Genomic DNA, 19567 nt, shown 5'->3' on the forward strand with positions numbered 1-19567 from the left:
AACACCGGGCGGATCGCGCCGAGCGCTCAACCACGCACGAAGGCCCCGGCGGCTCACCTGAGCCGGCCGGGGCCTTTCGCGTGCGTGGGAGCTACTTCGCTGCCTGGTTCTCCTGCGCCTTCTGCGAGAAGTAGACCGGGATGAGCGAGAGCAGAATCATGATCGTCGCAACGACGTTCACCTGGTTCGCCTCGTTCGGGCGGCCCATCTGGTTCATCATCCACAGCGGAATCGTGTCGACGCCGGGAGGCGCCGTGAAGATCGTCACGACGATCTCGTCAAACGACAGCGCGAAGGCGAGCAGGCCGCCGGCGATGAACGCGGTGCGGAACTGTGGGAAGGTGACGAGCCGAAAGGTCTGCATGATGCCGCCGCCGAGGTCCATTGACGCCTCTTCGAGGTTCGGGCTCATGCGGCGAAGCCGGGCAATGACGTTGTTGAACACCATGACGATGCAGAAGGTCGCGTGTGCGACGATGAGCCCGAAGAAGCCGATGTGAATGCCCATCGGCTCGAGCACCGAGTGGTAGGTGTTCGAGAGCGCGACACCCGTGACGATGCCGGGCAGGGTGATGGGCAGAATGATGAGCAGGTTCACGACCTCGCGGCCAAAAAAGTTGTAGCGTTGCAGCGCAAACGAGGCGAGGGTGCCGAGTAGCAGGGCGATTGCGGTCGCGGCGAGGGCGACGACCACCGAGTTCCACACGGCGGCGTGCACGGCTGGGTTGCCGAGGGCTGCCTCCCACCACGTGAGCGAGAACTCGGTCACGGGCCACCCGGCAACGCGCTTCGCGTTGAACGAGTTCAGCACGACCATAACGAGCGGCGTGTAGACGAAGAGCATGACGATGGCGGCGATCGCGCCGAGCACGATCTTTGCGGTGCGGTTCAATCTCAACATGGGAGGCTCCTAGAGGTTGTCGAGCGCGCCGGTGCGGCGAACGAGAAGCAGAAACACGAGCACGATCACGATGGGAACCACCGAGAACGCGGCCGCGACGGGCGGGTTCAGGTTGATGTTCGACGAGATGATTGAACCGATCATCTGGGTCGATCCGCCAACGAATCGAGCGGCGATGAAATCGCCGAGGCTGAGCGAGAATGTCATGATCGAGCCGGCGATGACGGCCGGCTTCAAGATGGGAAACACGACCGAGGTGATCGTGCGCAGGCCCTTCGCGCCGAGGTCGCTCGCGGCGTCGTACAGGTTCGTGGGAATCTGCGATACCGCCGAGTAGATCGGGATGATCATGTACGGAAACCAGAGGTAGGTGAGCGTGATGATGACGGTCGTGATGCCGAAGCCTGGCCCACTGATGCCGAGCGGGTTGAGCAGCCAGTTAAAGAAGCCCTCCTCGGCGAAGGTGATGCGCATCGCGAGCACCTTGACGAGGTAGCCCGCCCAGAGCGGCAGCGTGACGGCGACCGCGAGAAAGGCGCGCAGCTTCGGGCCAGCGATCTTCGCCATAAAGACGGCGAGGGGCACGGCGAAGACGATGCAAATAGCGGTGACGGCGAGGGCGATGCCGAGCGTGCGCACCGCGGTCCAGAAGAACGCCGGAATCTTCACGAGGTTCACGAAGTTATCGAACGTGAAGCCGGGCGTGACCTTCGAGGTGAACGGGTCGGTGACCCAGAACGCGGTCACCAGCATGAGCGCGATCGAAAGAATATAGACCCCCACGAGCCACAGCATCGGGGGCGTGATGAGCGCCGCGAGCCTGCCGCGCGGGCGCTTGTAGAGCGAAGAAGAAACCGGGTGTGCGGTGCGCTTCGTTGCGGTTTGTGTTGACACTGCGAATCCTCAAAGGGTGGTGGTGGTGGTGGTGGATCGGGGCCCGCGGGGTGGCATCGAGCGCCGCCCCGCGAGCGTGGGTGCCGGGTGCCGCAAGATGGCGGCGCCCGGCGAGGGGGTTTAGCCCTTTACCGTGGTCCAGGCCTCGGTCCACTGCTGGAAGTTCGTGCACTGCACGTCGGTTCGGCCGTCGATGCACTGCTCGATCGGCGTGGTCCAGAACCAGACCTGCGAGTAGTACTCTTCGTCGGTTGCCTTGAAGGTCTCACAGTGTGCCTTGGCCTCGTCGTTCAGCTCGCAGAACGCCGCGTTGGCGGGCGCCATGCCGAAGTTCATCGCGATTGCACCGTTCACCTCGGCGCCACTCGTGTAGTCCATCCACTGGTAGGCGCAGTTCGGGTTCTTCGACTGTGCGCTCAGCATCCAGGCGTCTGACCAGCCGGTCGAGCCCTCCTTGGGCAGCGTGCCCTCGAGGCGGTCATCTTCGCTCAGCTTGCGCAGAACCTCCCACGAGGTGCCGACGACGGTGTTGCCGTTCGTGAACGAGGTGATCTGGGCGACGGGGTCGGCCCAGTACTCTGAGACGCGCTTGTTCTGGTCTTTGAGCAGGTCAACCGCGGCCTTCAGCTGGGTCTCGTCGAGTGCGTACGGGTTCGTGATGCCGAGGTCGGGCTGGGTGTGCATGAGGTAGATCGCGGCGTCGGCGATGTAGATGGGTGCGTCGTAGCCGATGATCTTGCCCGCGTAGGGTGAATCCTCTTCCCACACAACGCTCCAGCTGTCGGGGGTCTCGGTGACAACGTCGGTGTTGTACTGCAGAATGTTTGCGCCGCGACCGATGGGCACGCCGTACGACTTGCCGTTCAGGGTGTCGTAGACCTGGCCCTGCATTCCCTCGACGATGTCGTCGCCGAAGTTGGGAATGAGCTCCTGGTTGATGGGCTGCACGTCGCCGCCAACGATGAGGCGCAGTGACGCGTCGCCCGAGGCCGAGACGAGGTCGTATTCTCCGGTGCGCATGAGCGTCACCATCTCGTCAGAGGTTCCTGCGACGCGGCGGTTGACGGTGCAGCCGGTCTGCTCCTCGAAGGGCTTGACCCAGCCATCTTCAACGAAGCCCGACCACGCGACGATGTTGACCTCGCCCTCGTTCTCGCCGAGCTCTTCCATCATGGGTACGTCTGGCACGTCGATCTTGAGTTCGCCCGAGCCAGCGTCGCCCGAGCCCGCGTCGTCTGACGAACAACCGGTGATCGCGAGACCCGCAGCGGCGAGCATCGCCGCTGGGATCATCAATTTCTTCTTCAACATCAGTGTGACTCCTTTGTGTGTTCGATGTGATGTGGTGTGGTGCTTGAGGGTTTGGTCTGCGTTAGGCGCCGGGAATCGCGGTTGCGTGTGCCCGGTCGAACACCGCGGTCACGCGGTCGCCGCGTCGAATACTCGGGTCGAGCCGCGGCGCGTGTGCGTTCTGGTGCTCAGAGATGAGGCGCACGCCGGCCTCGGTGTCAATGAGGTACCTCGTTTGCGGGCCTGCGTAGACGGTTTCGGCGATGACGCCTTGAAGGGCGACGGTGCCTGCCTCGCCCGTGAAGGTCGCGTCGCGCACGCCGACTCGCTCTGGCCTGATGCTGTGCTGGCTGGCCGAGTCGAAGAGCTGCTGCGAGAGCTCGCTCGAGATGAGGTTTGTGACGCCGAGAAACTTTGCGACGAACTCGGTTTGCGGAAACTCGTAGACCTCACGGGGGCTGCCGACCTGTTCGATTTTGCCGTCGTTGTACACCGCGATGCGGTCAGAGAGCGTGAGCGCCTCTTCCTGGTCGTGGGTGACGAAGATGAAGGTGATGCCGGCCTCGCGCTGAATCTGCTTGAGCTCGATCTGCATTTGCTCGCGCAGTTGCTTGTCGAGCGCGCCGAGCGGCTCATCGAGCAGTAGCACCTTGGGGCGCAGAATGAGGGCGCGGGCGAGCGCGATGCGCTGACGCTGACCACCCGAGAGCTGCGATGGCAGCCGGTCTGCGAGGTGGTCGAGCTGCACCTGGCGGAGCGCTTCGCGTGACCGCTCGTACTTCTCGGCCTTGCTCATCTTGCGCACCGTGAGCCCGTAGGCCACGTTCTCGAGCACGTTCATGTGCGGAAACAGCGCGTAGTCCTGAAAGACGGTGTTGACCTCGCGGTCGAAGGGCGCCTCGTGGGTGATGTCGGTTCCCTCGAGGTGGATCGTGCCCTCGGTGGGGGCCTCAAAGCCGGCAATCATGCGCAGCACCGTGGTCTTTCCCGAGCCCGAGGGGCCGAGCATCGAGAAGAACTCGCCTCGCTCGATCTCGATATCTAGGTCTTTGACCGCGGTGAAGTCGCCGAAGCGCTTCGTGATGCCGCGCAGTGAAACTGCCGCGGTGCCTGAGGCGGGGGTGTCGGTGCTCATGACGTGTTCTCCTCAACGTCGGTGTCGATGGGTTGAAAAGACATTAACATATGGTTTTAGATGTTAGAAATTCCTGGGCGTGAAATTGATTACGATTTGGTTACGCGACGCGAGGAAATTGCGGGCAGGAATTCAGGAAGATCGGGCAAACAACTCGATACACTCGCCAGGAAAGGCTAGGAGGTCTCAACGTGTCGCAACCCGAACCGCGGTCGAGCAGGCTTCAGGTTGCCGCGCTCACGCCGATCGGCGACGCGGGGCGCGCAGAGATGATCGTCGACCGCCTGACCGGATCGATCGTTGCCGGCGCCTTTGCCTTCGGCGAGCGATTGCCGAGCGAATCAGAACTCGCCAGATTGCTCGGTGTTTCAGTCGTGACGGTGCGTGAAGCGCTCACCACGCTTCGTTCTGCCGGCCTCATCGAGACCAGGCGCGGCAGGGTAGGGGGCAGCTTCGTCTCGCTCACCCGCGACGATGCTGAACTCATGAGTGCTCGCGCTCTCGTCGAGATGCCGCGCGTCACGGTTGCCGACCTCGGGCTGCACTACGAAATGAGCTCGGCCTCCTGCGCCGAGCTCGCGTGCCAACGCGCAACCGACTTTGAACTCGACGTGATGAGTGAGATTCTCGCAACCATTCCAGCCCTCACCCGAGACGCCTGGCGCGCCAAGGTCACCGACATTCAACTCGAACTTGCGAGCCTCAGCCAGTCGGTGCGCCTCACCGATGAGCACGTACGCATCCAGAGTCAGTACACGCCGCTCCTCGCGCTGCAAGACGCCGACCCCGAGGCGCGCGAGCACACCGAACGGCAGCTCGCCCAGCAGATTGAGGCGATCCGCGACGAAGATATTGGCCGCGCACGCACCGTGGTGCGCGAGGGCATTCGCCGTTCAACGCACTGGCTTATCGCGTTTCGGCAGCGTCTAGTTGCACATTCGAACGATGAAGACATACGGTATGAACTACAGAATCGAGGGGGTTCTGTAGCGTAAGAAAGCGAGAAGGCGTCGTGGAACAACGGGTGTTTCAGCAAGAAGCCGAACGGGGGCTCGCACTGGTCGAGGGATTCTTCGACGAAGTGTTCGCAATACTGCGTGACTGGGCGCGGGACGTCGAGACCGACCTCGCGAAGCAGCTCGCCGCAGGGCCGCTGAGCGATGGCCAGCTCGTCGCGCTCGTCGAAGAACGCTCGAAGGCGATTCTTGGTCAGACTCAGGTGCCGATATACGGCGCTGGCTTCTGCGCGGCCGAGACCGTGCTGCCGCAGGGCAACCCCCTCGCGTGGTGGCAAGGCCCCGATAAGCAACCGCTCGCGTCATCGACCTTCGGTGTGGGCCCGGGCGCCGTCGACCTTCGCCGCCTCGAGTGGTACCGCACCCCAGAGATGACGGGCCGAGCCGTGGTCGCGGGCCCCTTCGTCGACTACCTCTGCTCGAACCAGGTAACCCTCACCTCGGCGATTCCCGTATCGGTCGACGGCGCATTTGCCGGTGTGCTGTGCGTCGACGTGCTCGTGAGCACCCTCGAAGAGTCGTTCTTGCCGAAGCTGCAGTCGAACAACCGGGTCACGGTCATGAATGCCAACCGCCGCGTCGTCATCTCGACCGACGTTGCCGTCTTCACGGGCGATCGTCTCGCCCTCGACCGCGTCGAACACCCCGCGGCGGGCTTCGCCTCGGCGGCAGAGCACCCCTTCACGGTGCTCTCGGAGCCCGCGCTCGCGGTGGCGGTGTAGCGGGCGTTGATCCTCACGCTGTAGGGGCCATTGACCCTCGCGCTGTAGGGGCCGTTGACCCTCGTGCTGTAGGGGCTGTCGACCCTCGCGCTGTAGCACCAATGCTGGCCCGAATTCACAGGTGTAATCGAGTAACCGACCGGTAAACTCGGCAACCGTGGAGACTCTTGAGCACTATTCAGGCATGGCGCTGTACTCGGCGGTTATCGTTTACTCGCTCGCATTCATTTTTTATGCGATCGACCTCGCTAACCGGAGTGATGAGCAACGCGACGCCACGAAGAGCTCACGCAGCGTAAAGATCGGTTTTTCGCTTACGGTTCTCGGCTTCCTTCTGCACGCAACGGCAACGGTGCTGCGCGGCATCGCCGCTGAGCGGGTGCCCTGGGCCAACATGTACGAGTTTGCCCTCACCGCGACGCTCGCCGGAATCTTCATCTTTATCATCGTGCAGTTCTTCGTCGATCTGCGCTTCCTCGGAACCCTCATGACGGGCATCGCGGTGCTCTTCCTCATGGTCGCCAAGGTCAACTACTTTGTGCCGGTCGTGCCGCTGCAAGACGCGCTGAATTCGTACTGGCTTGTGATCCACATTCTTGTCGCCGTGCTTGCCGTCGGCCTCTACACGCTCGCCTTCGGTCTCGCGATTCTGCAGCTTATGCAGTCCCGCCGCGAACGCCTCAAGAAGGAATCGGGCGCCGAAGTCATGAAGATGCTGCGCGGCTTCCCGACGTCAGAACGCCTTGAGAACCTCTCGTACCGTATGACGGTCATTGGCTTCGTCTTCTGGACCTTCACGCTGATCGCCGGCTCGATCTGGGCCGAGGCCTCGTGGGGCCGCTACTGGGGTTGGGACACGAAAGAGGTTTGGACCTTTGTCATCTGGGTGCTCTACGCCGGTTACATTCACGCCCGTGCGACCCGCGGCTGGCGCGGTAACCCTTCAGGCTGGTTGAACATCGTGGGCTTCACCGCCGTGATCTTCAACTTCACGATCGTGAACCAGTTCTTCCCGGGCCTGCACTCGTACTCGGGGCTGTAAGCCGCGCGTTGTGCGCCTGCTGCCTGCTGCCCGGTGCCTGCTGCCCGCTGCCCGGTACCCGCTGCTGTTGCGGTGGGGCGCTCGCTCGCTGGCTGATTGGCGGTTGGCTGTGTCGCTTCCGGCTTGATTACTGCTCTAGAGCGTCACTTTTGGAGCTGAGGCGGGTGCCGCGCACATCTTTCGGCTCCCTGGCGTTACCGCGAGGCCGTTTCCCGGCTTTCATAGCGTCTACTTGACGAAAAGCAGGGTTATTTCGCGAAAACACCCTGCTTTTCGTCAAGTAAACGGAAAATCGGCGTGCAGGATCACCCCGGGGCGCGCAGGCGAGCGGGTGGGCGAGCGCGAGGGCGGGCGGCCCCTAGAGCAGGTGCCCGCCGCCCGACAGCTTCATGCGGTCGACGAGCTGCTTGACGTCTTGGGCGTGCTGCTTCGTGGTGACGAGCAGTACGTCGCTCGTGTCGACCACGACGATGTCGTCGACACCGACGAGCGCCACGAGGCGGTCGCTCTCAGAGACGACGATGCCGCTCGACTTGTGCGAGAGCACCTGGGCGCTGTCACCGAGCACGGCGAGGTCGCTCTGGCGGCCGCGGGTGAGGAGCTTCGCGACGGAGGCGAAGTCGCCGACGTCGTCCCAATCGAAGTGCGCCGAGACGCAGACCATGTTGCCGGCGGCGGCCTCTGGCTCGGCGACCGTGTAGTCGATCGCGACCTTCTTCAGGTGCGGCCAGAGCTCTTCACGCTTTTGCGCGCCGTCGCTTGAGTTCCAGCTCGCGGCGATCTCACGAAGGTCAGCGACGAGTTGGGGCTCTGATTTGGCCATGGCCTCGAGGAGCACGGTGGCGCGGGCGATGAACATGCCCGCGTTCCAGAGGTAGCCGCCCTCGGCGATGTAGCGCTCGGCGGTCTCCTGGTCGGGCTTCTCGACGAACTCGTCGACGTCGTATACGTCGAAGGGGGCGAGGTCGGTGCGGGCACCGCCGCCCTTGATGTACCCGAAGCCGGTCGAGGGGAAGGTCGGGTGAATGCCAATCGTGACGATCGAGCCCTCGTCGGCTGCCGCGACGGCCGTGCGAACGGCGCGTTCGAAGAGTACCGATCCGCGAATGACGTGGTCGGCGGCGAACGATGCGATGATCGCGTCTGGGTCGCGAATCTCGAGCAGGGCGGCCGCGAGGCCGATCGCTGCCGACGAGTCTTTGGGTGATGGCTCGGTGATGAGGTTGTGCTCGGGCAGGTCTGGCAGTTGGGCGCGAACGAGGGGCGCGTGGGCCTGGCCAGTCACCACCATGATGCGCTCGGGGTCGACGAGGGGTTCGAGTCGCTGCCACGTCGAGCTGAGCAGCGATGAGCCTGAGCCCGTGAGATCGAGCAAGAATTTTGGGGCTTTGGCCCGTGAGAGCGGCCAGAGGCGTGAGCCAACTCCGCCCGCGGGAATCACGCACGTTAGACGATCAATAGGGTCACGCTCAGCTGTCATACTCACCACTGTAGCGACACTGAATGGCCCTATTCAGAACGTCCTAGTAGCGTTCATAAACCTCATAGGGTATGCCGATGGTCATGAGTCTCTCAGAAAAGTGCCATAATGAGAGGCGTAGCTCAGTCATTTGCGAGCCAAAAAAGCACCCCGTATGACTCAGGAGGAGCATCTAGTGTCCACCAATACAGCAGGCCAAGCCCCTGCGGTAGCGCCGAAAAAGCAACGCGTTGGAGGTACTCTCTACCGCGGCAACCAGGGCATGTGGTCCTGGGTTCTGCACCGCATCACCGGTGTGGCCATCTTCTTCTTCCTTCTCGTGCACGTTCTCGACACCGCGCTTATTCGCGTGAGCCCCGAGGCGTACAACGTGGTCATCGGCGCCTACCAGACCCCGATCATGGGTCTTGGCGAGGTCGCCCTCGTGGGTGCGATCGTGTACCACGCCTACAACGGCATTCGCATCATTCTTGTTGACTACTGGTCGAAGGGCCCCAAGTACCACAAGGCGATGTTCAACATCGTGCTGGTCGCATGGGTCATCACCATGGCGGGCTTCACGCCTCGTCACCTCATGAACGTGTTCGGCTGGTAGGGCGAGAAGGAGTTAGAGAACCAATGACTGCAGTAGCAACTCGCGGTAAGAGCGGCACCAACTGGGAAAAGTGGGGCTGGATTTACATGCGCGTCTCGGGAATTCTTCTCGTCGTGCTCATCTTCGGCCACCTCTTCACCAACCTCATGGTTGGCGACGGCATTCACGCAATTGACTTCGGCTTTGTTGGCGGCAAGCTCGCACAGCCGTTCTGGCAGGTGTGGGACACGCTGCTCCTGTGGCTCGCCCTCATTCACGGTGCCAACGGCATGCGCACCATCGTCAACGACTACGTGACCAAGCAGGGAGCGGCGAAGGCGCTGAAGATCGCGCTCTTCCTCGCGGCAGCCTTGCTTATTCTGCTCGGCACCCTCGTTGTTTGGACATTCGAGCCCTGCCCGGAAGGCGCTGACCCCGCTCTCCTCGCATCGTTCTGCTCGGCACAGTAAGCACATTTCAAAGGAGTTCACAGTTTTGAGCACGGATACTCACGCGGGCGAAGACGTTCAGGTCATCGACGGGATTACTTATCACCAGTTTGACGTGGTGATTGTTGGCGCTGGCGGCGCAGGCATGCGCGCCGCGATCGAGGCGGCACCGAAGGCGAAGACCGCGGTGATCACCAAGCTGTACCCGACGCGTTCGCACACGGGTGCTGCGCAGGGTGGCATGGCCGCTGCCCTCGCCAACGTCGAAGATGACAACTGGGAGTGGCACACCTTCGACACCGTCAAGGGTGGCGACTACCTCGTCGACCAGGACGCGGCCGAGATTCTCGCGAAAGAGGCGATCGACGCGGTCATCGACCTCGAGAACATGGGCCTGCCCTTCAACCGTACGCCCGAGGGTAAGATCGACCAGCGCCGTTTCGGCGGCCACACCCGTGACCACGGTAAGGCCGCGGTTCGCCGCGCCTGCTACGCAGCAGACCGCACGGGCCACATGATTCTGCAGACGCTGTTTCAGAACTGCGTGAAGCTCGGTGTGAACTTCTTCAACGAGTACTACGTGCTCGACCTCGTGCTCGATGGCGAGGGCAAAGATCGCAAGGCCGCGGGCGTCGTCGCCCTCGAGCTCGCGACCGGCAAGATCCACGTCTTCCAGGCAAAGTCGGTCGTGTTTGCGACCGGCGGCTTCGGCAAGATCTTCAAGACGACGTCAAACGCGCACACCCTCACGGGCGACGGCGTTGGCATCGTGTGGCGCAAGAACCTGCCGCTCGAAGACATGGAGTTCTTCCAGTTCCACCCGACCGGCCTCGCCGGCCTCGGCATTCTCTTGACCGAGGGTGCCCGTGGTGAGGGTGCGATCTTGCGTAACGCCTCGGGTGAGCGCTTCATGGAGCGCTACGCACCGACCATTAAAGACCTCGCCCCGCGTGACATTGTTGCGCGTTCAATGGTGCAAGAGGTGCTCGACGGTCGCGGCGCTGGCCCGCACAAAGACTACGTCTACCTTGACTGCACCCACTTGGGTGCCGAGGTGCTCGAGACGAAGCTGCCCGACATTACCGAGTTCGCTCGCACCTACCTGGGCGTAGACCCGGTCGTTGAGCCCGTTCCCGTGTTCCCGACCGCGCACTACGCGATGGGCGGCATCCCGACGAACAACGACGCCGAGGTGCTCATGGACAACACGACCGTTGTTCCTGGCCTCTACGCCGCGGGTGAGTGCGCCTGCGTTTCGGTGCACGGCTCGAACCGTCTTGGCACGAACTCACTGCTCGACATCAACGTGTTCGGCAAGCGCGCTGGCAACAACGCAGCCGACTACGCAAACGAGGCCGAGTTCGCTCCGCTGCCAAAGGGTGCGGCATCGCACGTGCTCGAGATGGTCGAGACGATTCGCAGCTCGACCGGCACCGAGAGCGTCGGCAAGATCCGCCAGGAACTGCAGGAGGCGATGGATCGCGGCGCTCAGGTGTTCCGCACCGAAGACTCGCTCACCGAGGTACTCGGCGTGATCCACGACCTGCGCCTGCGCTACATGAACGTGGCCATTCACGACCGCGGCCAGCGCTTCAACACCGACCTGCTCGAGGCAATCGAGCTTGGCTTCCTGCTCGACCTCGCAGAGGTTCTGGCATACACGGCTCGTAACCGTAAGGAGAGCCGTGGCGGTCACATGCGCGACGACTACCCGAAGCGCGACGACGAGAACTACATGAAGCACACGATGGCGTACCTGACCGGTGACCCGCACTCGGCAGATCCCGAAGACCACATCACGCTCGATTGGAAGCCCGTGGTTATGACGAGGTACCAGCCCATGGAGAGGAAGTACTAGAGCATGAGTGCCACAACCGCTACCGCTACCGCAAACGACACTGCGACCGCGACCGTGAACGAAGATGCACCGCAGCCGTTTAACGTCACGCTGCTCATTCGCCGCTACGACCCCGAATCGGGCCAGGAGGCGTACTGGGAAGACTTCGATGTGCCCATGTACCCGACCGACCGTATTCTTGATGCCCTGCACAAGATCAAGTGGGACATGGATGGCTCGCTGACGTTCCGCCGCTCGTGCGCGCACGGCATTTGCGGATCAGACGCGATGCGCATTAATGGCCGCAACCGTCTCGCGTGCAAGACGCTCGTGAAAGACCTCGATATCTCGAAGCCGATCTACGTTGAGCCGATCAAGGGCCTGCCCCTCGAGAAGGACCTCATCGTCGACATGGAGCCTTTCTTCGCGGCATTCCGCGAGGTTCAGCCGTTCCTCGTCGCCGGTTCGAAGCCTGAGCCTGGCAAGGAGCGCGTGCAGTCGATCGAAGATCGCGCGCGTTTCGACGACACCACCAAGTGCATTCTCTGCGCCGCGTGCACCTCGTCATGCCCCGTGTTCTGGACCGACGGCCAGTACTTCGGCCCCGCAGCGATTGTGAACGCACACCGCTTCATCTTCGACTCGCGCGACGACAACGCACAGGTTCGCCTCGACATCTTGAACGACAAAGAGGGCGTGTGGCGCTGCCGCACCACCTTCAACTGCTCTGAGGCATGCCCCCGTGGTATTCAGGTGACCCAGGCAATCGCCGAGGTCAAGCAGGCCATTCGTACCGGCAAGGTGAACTAATATACGCACTTCGAAGAGCCCTCGGCAGGCGCCACCCAAGGTGAGCGCCTGGCGAGGGTTCTTTGCATACGTGTGGAAGCGCATTCGCTTCTCGCACCCGTACCGAGCGTTCTCTCGGTTCACCGACGTCGGCGGTCCGGTGTTGAGCGCGGGCATGAGCTTCCAGGCGGTCTTTGCCGTCTTTGCGGCGTTGTGGGTCGGCTTCGGTATTCTTGCCCTCTCGACGCGCGGCAACACCGAGCTCATTAACTCGATCTCTGAGATCGTGAACTCGTACGTGCCGGGCCTCATTGAGACGGCCGAGCAAAAGGGGCAGATCAAGCTCGATGAGCTGCTCAACCAGCGCACCCTCACCTGGGGCAGCGCGATCGCCGGTGTCTCGCTCGTGTGGGTCTCGATGGCCTGGTTCACGAGCACGCGGCGCTCGGTGCGCATCATTTTTGGCCTCGAGGTCAAGGAGTACCGCAACTGGTTGCTGCTTAAACTGCGCGACTTCTTTGGTGCGGTCGGCTTCTTTCTCGCGATTCTCATCTCGGCCTCGCTGACCGTCGTGAGTTCGAGCGTGTTTCGCCGCGTTCTCGAATTCTTTGATGTGAGCGGCGATAGCTGGCTCGCGGGCACCCTTGGTTGGGTTGCGAGTTACACGCTCATGTTCCTGCTCGACGTGCTCATTATCATGGGCATTCACATGCTGCTGGCCGAGGTGAAGGTCGCCTCGCTGTGGCGTCTCATTGAGGGCAGCGCCTACGGTTCGCTCGCGCTCTTTGGGCTGAAGCTGCTTGCGAGCCTCGGCTTCGTGAGCGTCGGCTCGAACCCGCTGCTCGCTTCATTTGCCTTTTTCGTGGCCCTGCTGCTCTGGTTTAACTTGATTTGTCGCGTGATTCTTATGACTTCGGCGTGGATCGCGACGGGTCAAGACCCTGAGCTGGGATTGCCCGAGGGTGAGGTCTCGCTCAAGCGCTCGTAGGCGGCGAGCAGGATGCGCTCGGCGCGCACGAGATAGTCGTCGAGCAGGTCTGCCGCCTCGGCGGTTTTGCCCGCCTCGATGAGTTCGACGATTGCGAGGTTTTGGTCGATGAACGGTGCGTGCAGGTATTCGGGGTCGTCGATGAGCCCGAAGGCAAGCCTGAGCTCTGCCGTGTAGTTGTCGAAGAGCTGCCGCAGGCGGGGGCTATCGGCGAGTTCGATGATGGCGGCGTGAAAGGCGATGTTGGCCGTGCCGACTCTGGTCCAGTCGTTCTCGTCCCTCCCTTTGACCGCCATCGTGACCGCCCTGCGCATGGCCGTGATCGCGGGGTGCTTGGGTAGCGACCCCCTGATCGCTTGGCACTCGATCATGCGGCGCACTCGGTAGAGGTCGATGATCGAGGTGATCGATGGCGTTGCGACTAAAGCACCGCGGTTAGGAATGTGCGTGACGAGGCCCTCTTGGCTGAGCAGCCTGAACGCTTCGCGAAGCGTGTTGCGCGAGACGCCGTGTTCCTGGGTGAGCTCGGCCTCGACGAGCCGGTCGCCCGGGGCGAGGGTGCCGGCGCTGATGTGTGAGCGCAGGGCGTGGGCCACGGCCTCGGCGCGCGAGAGCGTCACCGTTCGCTCGGCTCTTTCGCCGCGGGGTTGCTCGCTCGCCATGCCCCCATCTTAGCGGCGCGGCCGGTGGGTGAGGGATCGAGCAGTGCGCGTTCTGACATGCATTGTTGAACAATTGCTAGGTATTGTTCTACAATAATCTCAGTGGTGAATGAACACCACGTCTTTCGACCCACCCCGCAGCGTTGCGCCGGAAAGGAAACACCCATGAGCGAGCACAAAGCTCCCAATGCTCCTCGCGAAGCCCAGGTTCCAGGACCGGCAACCGTCGCGAGTAACACCGTCGGCTTTGTGAAGGCACGCAGGGCCTCACTGCTCGGCGCGATCTTCATGATGGCCACCTCGGCGATTGGCCCCGGCTTCATCACGCAAACCGCGATGTTTACCCAGATGCTGGGTGCGGCCTTCGCCTTCGGTATTCTCGTCTCGATCATCATCGACTTCGTGGTGCAGGCGAACATCTGGCGCATCATCACAGTGAGCGGCAAGCGTGCGGCCGAGCTCGCCAACGAGGCGATCCCGTACAGCGGCTTCGTGCTCGGCGTGCTCGTCATTTCGGGCGGCCTCGTGTTTAACATCGGCAACATCGCGGGAGCTGGTCTTGGCCTGAACGCGATGCTCGGTCTTGACCCGAAGATCGGCGGCGCGATCAGCGCCTGCCTCGCGATCACGATCTTCCTCGTGAAGCGCGCTGGCGTCGCGATGGATCGCGTCATGATCGTGCTCGGGCTGCTCATGATCGTGCTCACGCTGATCGTCGCGATCGTTGCGCACCCGCCCGTCGGCGAAGCGCTCAAGCAGACGGTGCTGCCCGACCACATCGACTTCGCGAGCATCACGACGATCGTTGGCGGCACGGTCGGCGGCTACATCACGTACGCTGGCGCGCACAAGCTGCTCGACTCGGGGGTCTCGGGCGTCGAGCACGCCGAGCAGGTCACGAAGTCGGCCTTTACCGGTATCGTCGTCACGGGCATCATGCGTTACGTGCTCTTTCTCGCCTTCCTCGGCGTGACCGCGAGCGGCGTGGCGCTCGACCTCGCGGGCAACCCCGCCGCCGACGCCTTCTTCGCCGCTGCCGGCGAGATCGGTCTGCGCGCCTTCGGCCTCGTGCTCTGGGCAGCAGGCATCTCGAGCGTTATTGGCGCCGCCTTCACCTCGGTCTCGTTCATGAGCGTGTTCAACCGCAAGGTTGAAGGCCGGGTGCGGGCCTGGGTGACGGTCGTGTTCATTGCGATCGGGCTCACGGTATACCTCGTGCTCGGCACGGCACCCGCGGCCCTGCTCGTCTTCGCGGGCGGCTTCAACGGCCTCATTCTGCCGCTCGGCTTCACCGTGTTCATGTACATCGGCTGGTTCAGAGAAGACCTCTTGAACGGGTACCGCATGCCAAGGTGGCTGCTGATTTCTGGAACACTGGTGACGGTGCTCACCTGGTACATGGGCGTCATGTCGGTCGAAGCGATCTTCGCCTTCCTCGGCAGCAAGTAGAGCAGTGAACAATGACGTTACAGGAGCAACTGATGCGTATTGATATGAATAGCGACCTCGGCGAGCACTTCGGCGCGTGGCGCATGGGTGACGATGCGGCGATGCTCGATATCGTGACGAGCGCGAATATCGCGTGCGGGTTTCACGCGGGCGATCCGCTGTCGATTCGCGAGACGGTGTCGGCTGCCGCCGAGCGCGGGGTCGTCATCGGCGCGCACGTCGCCTACCCAGACCTCGTCGGCTTCGGTCGGCGCCCCATGAACGTGACGAGCCCCGAGCTCGAGGCCGATGTCATGTACCAGATCGGTGCGCTCGAAGGTCTCGCGAGATCGTGCGGATCATCGGTTGCCTACGTGAAACCCCACGGCGCGCTGTACAACACCATCGCTCACGACGAGCGGCAGGCCGCAGCGGTGATCGAGGCGATGCGCGCGTTCAATCCCGAGATCGCACTCATGTGCCTCGCGGGAACGCCCATTGTCGATCAGGCGCGGGCGGCTGGGCTCACGGTCGTGACCGAGGCCTTCGCCGACCGCGGCTATGAGCCCGACGGTCGGCTCGTTTCGCGGCGCGAGGAGGGTGCCGTGCTGCACGACGCAGCCGAGGTTGCGGCGCGCATGGTGCGGCTCGTGACCGAGGGTGTCATTGAGGCGCGCGACGGCAGTACGGTGACGCTGCAGGCCGACTCGATCTGCGTGCACGGCGACAGCCCCGGAGCCCTCGAGATGGCCCGCGCGGTGCGTGGTGCGCTCGACGAGGCCGGGGTAGTGCTGCGCTCGTTTGCGGGGGCCGAACGGTGACCCTCGATGTGCGCCGGGCGGGCGATGACGCCCTGCTCGTTGATGCGGGCAGCCTCGACGGGGCGCTCGCGGTGCTTGGTGCGCTGAGCGATGCCGTGCGCCTGGGGCAGCTCAGCGTGACAGAGCTCATTCCGGCGGCCCGCACGGTACTCGTGCGCGGTGCCTCCGAGCAGACCGACCCGGGGGCGTTTCGCGAGTACGTCGCGGGCCTGCTCGCCGAGCGGTCGGCGGGGAGCGCCCAGCAGATGAGCCCCGAGGTCACGACCATCGACGTCGTGTACACGGGGCAAGACCTCGCCGCGGTCGCAGAACTGACGGGGCTCAGCATCGATGACGTGGTCGAACTGCACACCGCCTCGCGCTTCACGGTCGCCTTCACGGGCTTCGCGCCGGGCTTCGCCTACCTCTCGGGCGGCGATCAGCGCCTCACGGTGCCGAGGCGCTCGACGCCCAGGCCGCGTATTCCTGCCGGGTCTGTTGGCCTCGCGGGAGAGTTCTCAGGCGTGTACCCGCGGCAGAGCCCCGGCGGCTGGCAGCTCATCGGGCATACCGAGCACCCCATGTGGGATCTCAGCCGGGAGCAGCCCGCGGCGCTCGTGCCAGGGGCCGAGGTGCGCTTCCGCGCGGTGCGCGAGCAGTTAAACACAGCCTCGGCGACGGCTTCAGCGGCAGCGCCGAACTCGACCACTACGCCGACCGAGGCAGCGACTCAGGCCGCCGCCGCTCAGCAAGCCGACCCACAGCTGCTTGCGACGAACCACCCAGCACTCACGGTGCTGAACCCGGGGCTGCAGTCGCTCGTGCAAGACGAGGGCAGGCCGGGGCAGGGGCACCTCGGCGTGAGCGCCTCGGGCGCCGCCGATCGCGGTGCGCTCGCCCGCGCGAACCGCCTCGTGGGCAACCCCGCGGGTGCCGCCGCCCTCGAGCTTCGCTTCGGCGACTTCTCGGCCCGCGCCGAGACCACGCTCGTCGCCGCGCTCACGGGAGCGCCCCGTAAGGCTACGGCCCGGGGGCCACTCGGAACCCGCGAACTGCCATTCGGCGCACCCTTCAGGCTCACCGAGGGCGAAACGCTCGACCTCGCCGCCGCCGAACGAGGAGTCGTCACAACCCTCGCCCTGCGCGGAGGCGTCGTCGCTCCCGAGGTGCTCGGCAGCGTTTCACGTGACACACTCGCGGGCCTCGGTCCCGAGGCGCTCGCCGCGGGCGACCTCGTGAGCGTTGGCGTGGGCCGCGGGCTTCAGGCGGTGCGGGAATCGCTCGGCGATGATCCGCGACTGGCTGCTTCTGGTGACCTCGTCACGCTCGGCATCGTGCTCGGCCCGCGCGATGACTGGTTCTCACGCGATTCGCTTGAACGGCTCACGACGCAGGAGTGGCTCGTGACCCCGCGCAGCGACCGCGTCGGCGTGCGGCTTGAGGGCGAGGCGCTCGAGCGCAGCCCCCAGCACGAGGGGCTTGAACTCCCGAGCGAGGGGCTCGTCACCGGCGCGATCCAGGTGCCGCCAGACGGGCAGCCCGTGCTCTTTCACGCCGACCGGCCACTCACGGGCGGGTACCCCGTGATTGGCGTCGTGCGCGCTGCCGACCTCGATAGCGTCGCGCAGCTGCCGCCGGGCGTGAGGGTGCGATTTGCCCTCGTCGACCCCGCCAAGATTTCGGGCCCCGGGCGGCCCACCCCAACCCCCTCCACGAAGGAGTCGTCACAATGACATTCACCAAAGTTCTCATCGCCAACCGTGGCGAGATTGCCGTGCGCATCATCCGCGCGGCAAAGGAAGCCGGGTTGCACTCGGTCGCCGTGTACGCCGACATCGACGCCGAGAGCCTGCACGTGCGTCTCGCTGACGAGGCCTACGCGCTGGGCGGCAGCACCCCTGCCGAGACCTATCTTGATGCCGCGAAGATCATCGAGATTGCGAAGCGCTCCGGCGCGGGAGCCGTGCACCCCGGCTACGGGTTTCTTGCCGAGAGCGCGGCCTTTGCGACCGCGGTGCACGAGGCCGGATTGACGTGGATCGGCCCCGACGCACCCTCGATCGAACTGCTCGGTGATAAGGCGCGTGCCAGGGCTCTTGCGGCCGAGGTCGGGGCCCCGCTCGTTCCCGGCACGAATGAGCCCGTCAAGGGAGCCGACGAGATCGTCGCCTTCGCCGATGCGCACGGGTTGCCCGTCGCGATCAAGGCGGTGCACGGCGGCGGAGGCCGAGGTATGCGGGTTGTGCGTTCGCGCGACGAGATCGCCGAGGCATACGCTTCGGCCGTGCGCGAGGCCGAGACCGCTTTCGGGCAGGGAGACTGCCTCGTCGAGCGCTTTCTCGAGGCGCCGCGCCACATCGAGGCCCAGGTGCTCGGCGACCGCACGGGGCGCATCGCGGTGCTCGGAACCCGCGACTGCTCGCTGCAGCGTCGCAACCAGAAGCTCGTCGAAGAGGCGCCCGCTCCGTTCCTGACCGACGAGCTGCGTGCCCGCATTGAGACCGCCGCAGCCGATATTTGTGGTGCCGCGAACTATGTGGGCGCCGGAACCGTCGAGTTTCTGCTCGGCAACGACGGTACGCTCACCTTTCTCGAGGTGAACACGCGACTGCAGGTCGAGCACCCCGTGACCGAGATGATCACGGGCGTCGACCTTGTGCAGCAGCAGTTTCGTGTCGCACAGGGACTGCCGATGGACGTTCCAGAAACGATCACGACCTTCGGCCACGCGATCGAGTTTCGCATCAACGCCGAAGATCCGGGGCTTGGTTACCTGCCGACCCCCGGCACGATCGAGACGATGACGGTTCCCGGTGGCCCCGGAGTGCGCTTCGACACCGGCTTCACCGAGGGGCAAACGATTCCCGGAACCTTCGACTCGCTCATCGCGAAGCTCGTCGTGTGGGGCAAGGACCGCGACGAGGCCCTGGCCCGCTCACGCCGCGCTCTCGGCGAACTCGTCATCACGGGCGTCGCGACGGTCGTGCCCTTCAGCCGCTATGTCGTGACCGAACCGGCATTCACGGCGACCGGCGAGGCCGGTTTCGCCGTTCACACCCGGTGGATCGAAGACGAGTGCGTCCAAACGTTCACTCCCGCCGATGCCGTTCCCGAGCCCGCTCCCGGAGGCATGACTCGCTTTCCCGTCGAGATCAACGGGTGGATGCGTGAGGTCGGGCTCCCGAGCGCGCTGCTCGCGGGGCTGGGCCGTGTGGCTGGGGCGGCTGGCGGCGGCGCCCTCGGTGGTTTCGACGGTGCTGCTTCTGGCGGCCTCGACGTGCACGGTGTTAGCGCCGCGGGTGCGGGTGCGGGTGCGGGAGCCGGTGCCTCCGCAGCCGCTGGCGCGGTCGTCGCTCCCTTCGCTGGAACGCTGAGCTCATGGTCGGTCGCCGACGGTGAGACGGTGAGCGAGGGTGAGACGGTCGCGATCCTCGAGGCAATGAAAATGGAGGTGCCGGTTGCCGCACCCCGCGCCGGTGTTCTCAGCCACGGAGCAGCCGCGGGTGAGCAGGTTGCGGCCAAAGCCGCGATCGGCGTGATCGAAGAGCACGAAGGGTAGG

18 protein-coding genes are annotated in these 19567 nt (G+C 64.2%); 12 read left to right on the forward strand and 6 right to left on the reverse strand.

The features are described 5' to 3' along the window. Positions 1-91: 91 nt before the first annotated feature. From KTJ78_RS06340 to KTJ78_RS06355, 4 genes are all read right to left on the reverse strand, one after another. On the reverse strand, positions 92-901 hold the full coding sequence (locus tag KTJ78_RS06340) for an ABC transporter permease (RefSeq protein WP_217133724.1): 810 nt from the start codon (positions 899-901) through the stop codon (positions 92-94). Between the two features lie 9 nt (positions 902-910). Further along, a complete protein-coding gene (locus KTJ78_RS06345; protein ID WP_217133726.1) occupies positions 911-1795 on the reverse strand; it encodes an ABC transporter permease in 885 nt (294 codons plus the stop codon). A gap of 120 nt (positions 1796-1915) precedes the next feature. Next, positions 1916-3106: an extracellular solute-binding protein gene (locus tag KTJ78_RS06350; RefSeq protein ID WP_369808003.1), complete on the reverse strand. Its 1191-nt coding sequence runs from the start codon at positions 3104-3106 to the stop codon at positions 1916-1918. Positions 3107-3167: 61 nt separating this feature from the next. Beyond that, entirely contained in the window at positions 3168-4220 is a 1053-nt protein-coding gene (locus tag KTJ78_RS06355; protein ID WP_217133728.1) for an ABC transporter ATP-binding protein, read from the reverse strand. A 191-nt stretch (positions 4221-4411) separates the two neighbouring features. On the opposite strand from KTJ78_RS06355, the gene KTJ78_RS13775 reads away from it, so the two are divergent. From KTJ78_RS13775 to ccsB, 3 genes are all read left to right on the forward strand, one after another. Then, positions 4412-5215, forward strand: coding sequence for a FadR/GntR family transcriptional regulator (locus KTJ78_RS13775; RefSeq protein WP_369808004.1), 804 nt, complete (start codon positions 4412-4414; stop codon positions 5213-5215). 17 nt (positions 5216-5232) lie between these two features. After that, positions 5233-5958, forward strand: coding sequence for a cache domain-containing protein (locus tag KTJ78_RS06365; RefSeq protein WP_369808005.1), 726 nt, complete (start codon positions 5233-5235; stop codon positions 5956-5958). Between the two features lie 157 nt (positions 5959-6115). Further along, positions 6116-7000, forward strand: a complete 885-nt coding sequence (gene ccsB / locus KTJ78_RS06370; RefSeq protein WP_369808006.1) for a c-type cytochrome biogenesis protein CcsB — start codon at positions 6116-6118, stop codon at positions 6998-7000. 358 nt (positions 7001-7358) lie between these two features. On the opposite strand, the gene KTJ78_RS06375 is transcribed toward ccsB, so the two are convergent. Next, on the reverse strand, positions 7359-8480 hold the full coding sequence (locus KTJ78_RS06375; RefSeq protein WP_217133730.1) for a mannose-1-phosphate guanylyltransferase: 1122 nt from the start codon (positions 8478-8480) through the stop codon (positions 7359-7361). Positions 8481-8655: 175 nt separating this feature from the next. Here KTJ78_RS06375 and sdhC point away from each other — a divergent pair, with 175 nt between their 5' ends. From sdhC to KTJ78_RS06400, 5 genes are read left to right on the forward strand one after another with little or no spacing between them, the layout of a single operon-like run. Beyond that, positions 8656-9075 carry a succinate dehydrogenase, cytochrome b556 subunit gene (gene sdhC / locus KTJ78_RS06380; RefSeq protein ID WP_270911110.1) on the forward strand — a complete coding sequence of 140 codons (420 nt, stop codon included), beginning with the start codon at positions 8656-8658 and terminating at the stop codon, positions 9073-9075. A gap of 23 nt (positions 9076-9098) precedes the next feature. After that, positions 9099-9524, forward strand: a complete 426-nt coding sequence (locus tag KTJ78_RS06385; protein ID WP_217133734.1) for a succinate dehydrogenase hydrophobic membrane anchor subunit — start codon at positions 9099-9101, stop codon at positions 9522-9524. Between the two features lie 25 nt (positions 9525-9549). Then, the gene (gene sdhA / locus KTJ78_RS06390) at positions 9550-11361 is read left to right on the forward strand and encodes a succinate dehydrogenase flavoprotein subunit (RefSeq protein WP_217133736.1); all 1812 of its coding nucleotides are present in this window, start codon (positions 9550-9552) and stop codon (positions 11359-11361) included. Between the two features lie 3 nt (positions 11362-11364). After that, positions 11365-12150 (forward strand): succinate dehydrogenase iron-sulfur subunit, encoded by a 786-nt coding sequence (locus tag KTJ78_RS06395; RefSeq protein ID WP_217133738.1) that lies wholly within the window; start codon positions 11365-11367, stop codon positions 12148-12150. Positions 12151-12190: 40 nt separating this feature from the next. Next, positions 12191-13117, forward strand: a complete 927-nt coding sequence (locus KTJ78_RS06400) for a YihY/virulence factor BrkB family protein (protein WP_369808007.1) — start codon at positions 12191-12193, stop codon at positions 13115-13117. On the opposite strand, the gene KTJ78_RS06405 is transcribed toward KTJ78_RS06400, so the two are convergent. Then, positions 13063-13779: a GntR family transcriptional regulator gene (locus KTJ78_RS06405; RefSeq protein ID WP_217133740.1), complete on the reverse strand. Its 717-nt coding sequence runs from the start codon at positions 13777-13779 to the stop codon at positions 13063-13065. The genes KTJ78_RS06400 and KTJ78_RS06405 overlap by 55 nt on opposite strands. A gap of 165 nt (positions 13780-13944) precedes the next feature. On the opposite strand from KTJ78_RS06405, the gene KTJ78_RS06410 reads away from it, so the two are divergent. Genes KTJ78_RS06410 through KTJ78_RS06425 form a run of 4 tightly spaced genes read left to right on the forward strand, consistent with a single transcriptional unit; the run spans position 13945 to position 19566 of the window. Next, positions 13945-15228: an NRAMP family divalent metal transporter gene (locus KTJ78_RS06410; RefSeq protein ID WP_217133742.1), complete on the forward strand. Its 1284-nt coding sequence runs from the start codon at positions 13945-13947 to the stop codon at positions 15226-15228. A 29-nt stretch (positions 15229-15257) separates the two neighbouring features. After that, complete coding sequence (locus tag KTJ78_RS06415) at positions 15258-16028, forward strand: LamB/YcsF family protein (protein ID WP_217134001.1); 771 nt, start codon at positions 15258-15260, stop codon at positions 16026-16028. Continuing rightward, positions 16025-17740 (forward strand): 5-oxoprolinase subunit B/C family protein, encoded by a 1716-nt coding sequence (locus KTJ78_RS06420; protein WP_217133743.1) that lies wholly within the window; start codon positions 16025-16027, stop codon positions 17738-17740. Before KTJ78_RS06415 ends, KTJ78_RS06420 begins: the two co-directional genes overlap by 4 nt. Then, the gene (locus tag KTJ78_RS06425) at positions 17737-19566 is read left to right on the forward strand and encodes an acetyl/propionyl/methylcrotonyl-CoA carboxylase subunit alpha (RefSeq protein WP_217133745.1); all 1830 of its coding nucleotides are present in this window, start codon (positions 17737-17739) and stop codon (positions 19564-19566) included. Before KTJ78_RS06420 ends, KTJ78_RS06425 begins: the two co-directional genes overlap by 4 nt. Position 19567 lies beyond the last annotated feature (1 nt).

The sequence above is a fragment of the Leucobacter chinensis genome, from assembly GCF_019049105.1.
Lineage (GTDB): Bacteria > Actinomycetota > Actinomycetes > Actinomycetales > Microbacteriaceae > Leucobacter_A > Leucobacter_A chinensis.

Bases quoted from the DNA above. Each gene is read 5' to 3' on its own strand.
- KTJ78_RS06340 (WP_217133724.1), bottom strand. From the start codon at position 901: ATGTTGAGATTGAACCGCACCGCAAAGATCGTGCTCGGCGCGATCGCC.
- KTJ78_RS06350 (WP_369808003.1), bottom strand. From the start codon at position 3,106: ATGTTGAAGAAGAAATTGATGATCCCAGCGGCGATGCTCGCCGCTGCG.
- KTJ78_RS06355 (WP_217133728.1), bottom strand. From the start codon at position 4,220: ATGAGCACCGACACCCCCGCCTCAGGCACCGCGGCAGTTTCACTGCGC.
- KTJ78_RS06375 (WP_217133730.1), bottom strand. From the start codon at position 8,480: ATGACAGCTGAGCGTGACCCTATTGATCGTCTAACGTGCGTGATTCCC.
- KTJ78_RS06385 (WP_217133734.1), top strand. From the start codon at position 9,099: ATGACTGCAGTAGCAACTCGCGGTAAGAGCGGCACCAACTGGGAAAAG.
- KTJ78_RS06395 (WP_217133738.1), top strand. From the start codon at position 11,365: ATGAGTGCCACAACCGCTACCGCTACCGCAAACGACACTGCGACCGCG.
- KTJ78_RS06405 (WP_217133740.1), bottom strand. From the start codon at position 13,779: ATGGCGAGCGAGCAACCCCGCGGCGAAAGAGCCGAGCGAACGGTGACG.
- KTJ78_RS06410 (WP_217133742.1), top strand. From the start codon at position 13,945: ATGAGCGAGCACAAAGCTCCCAATGCTCCTCGCGAAGCCCAGGTTCCA.
- KTJ78_RS06425 (WP_217133745.1), top strand. From the start codon at position 17,737: ATGACATTCACCAAAGTTCTCATCGCCAACCGTGGCGAGATTGCCGTG.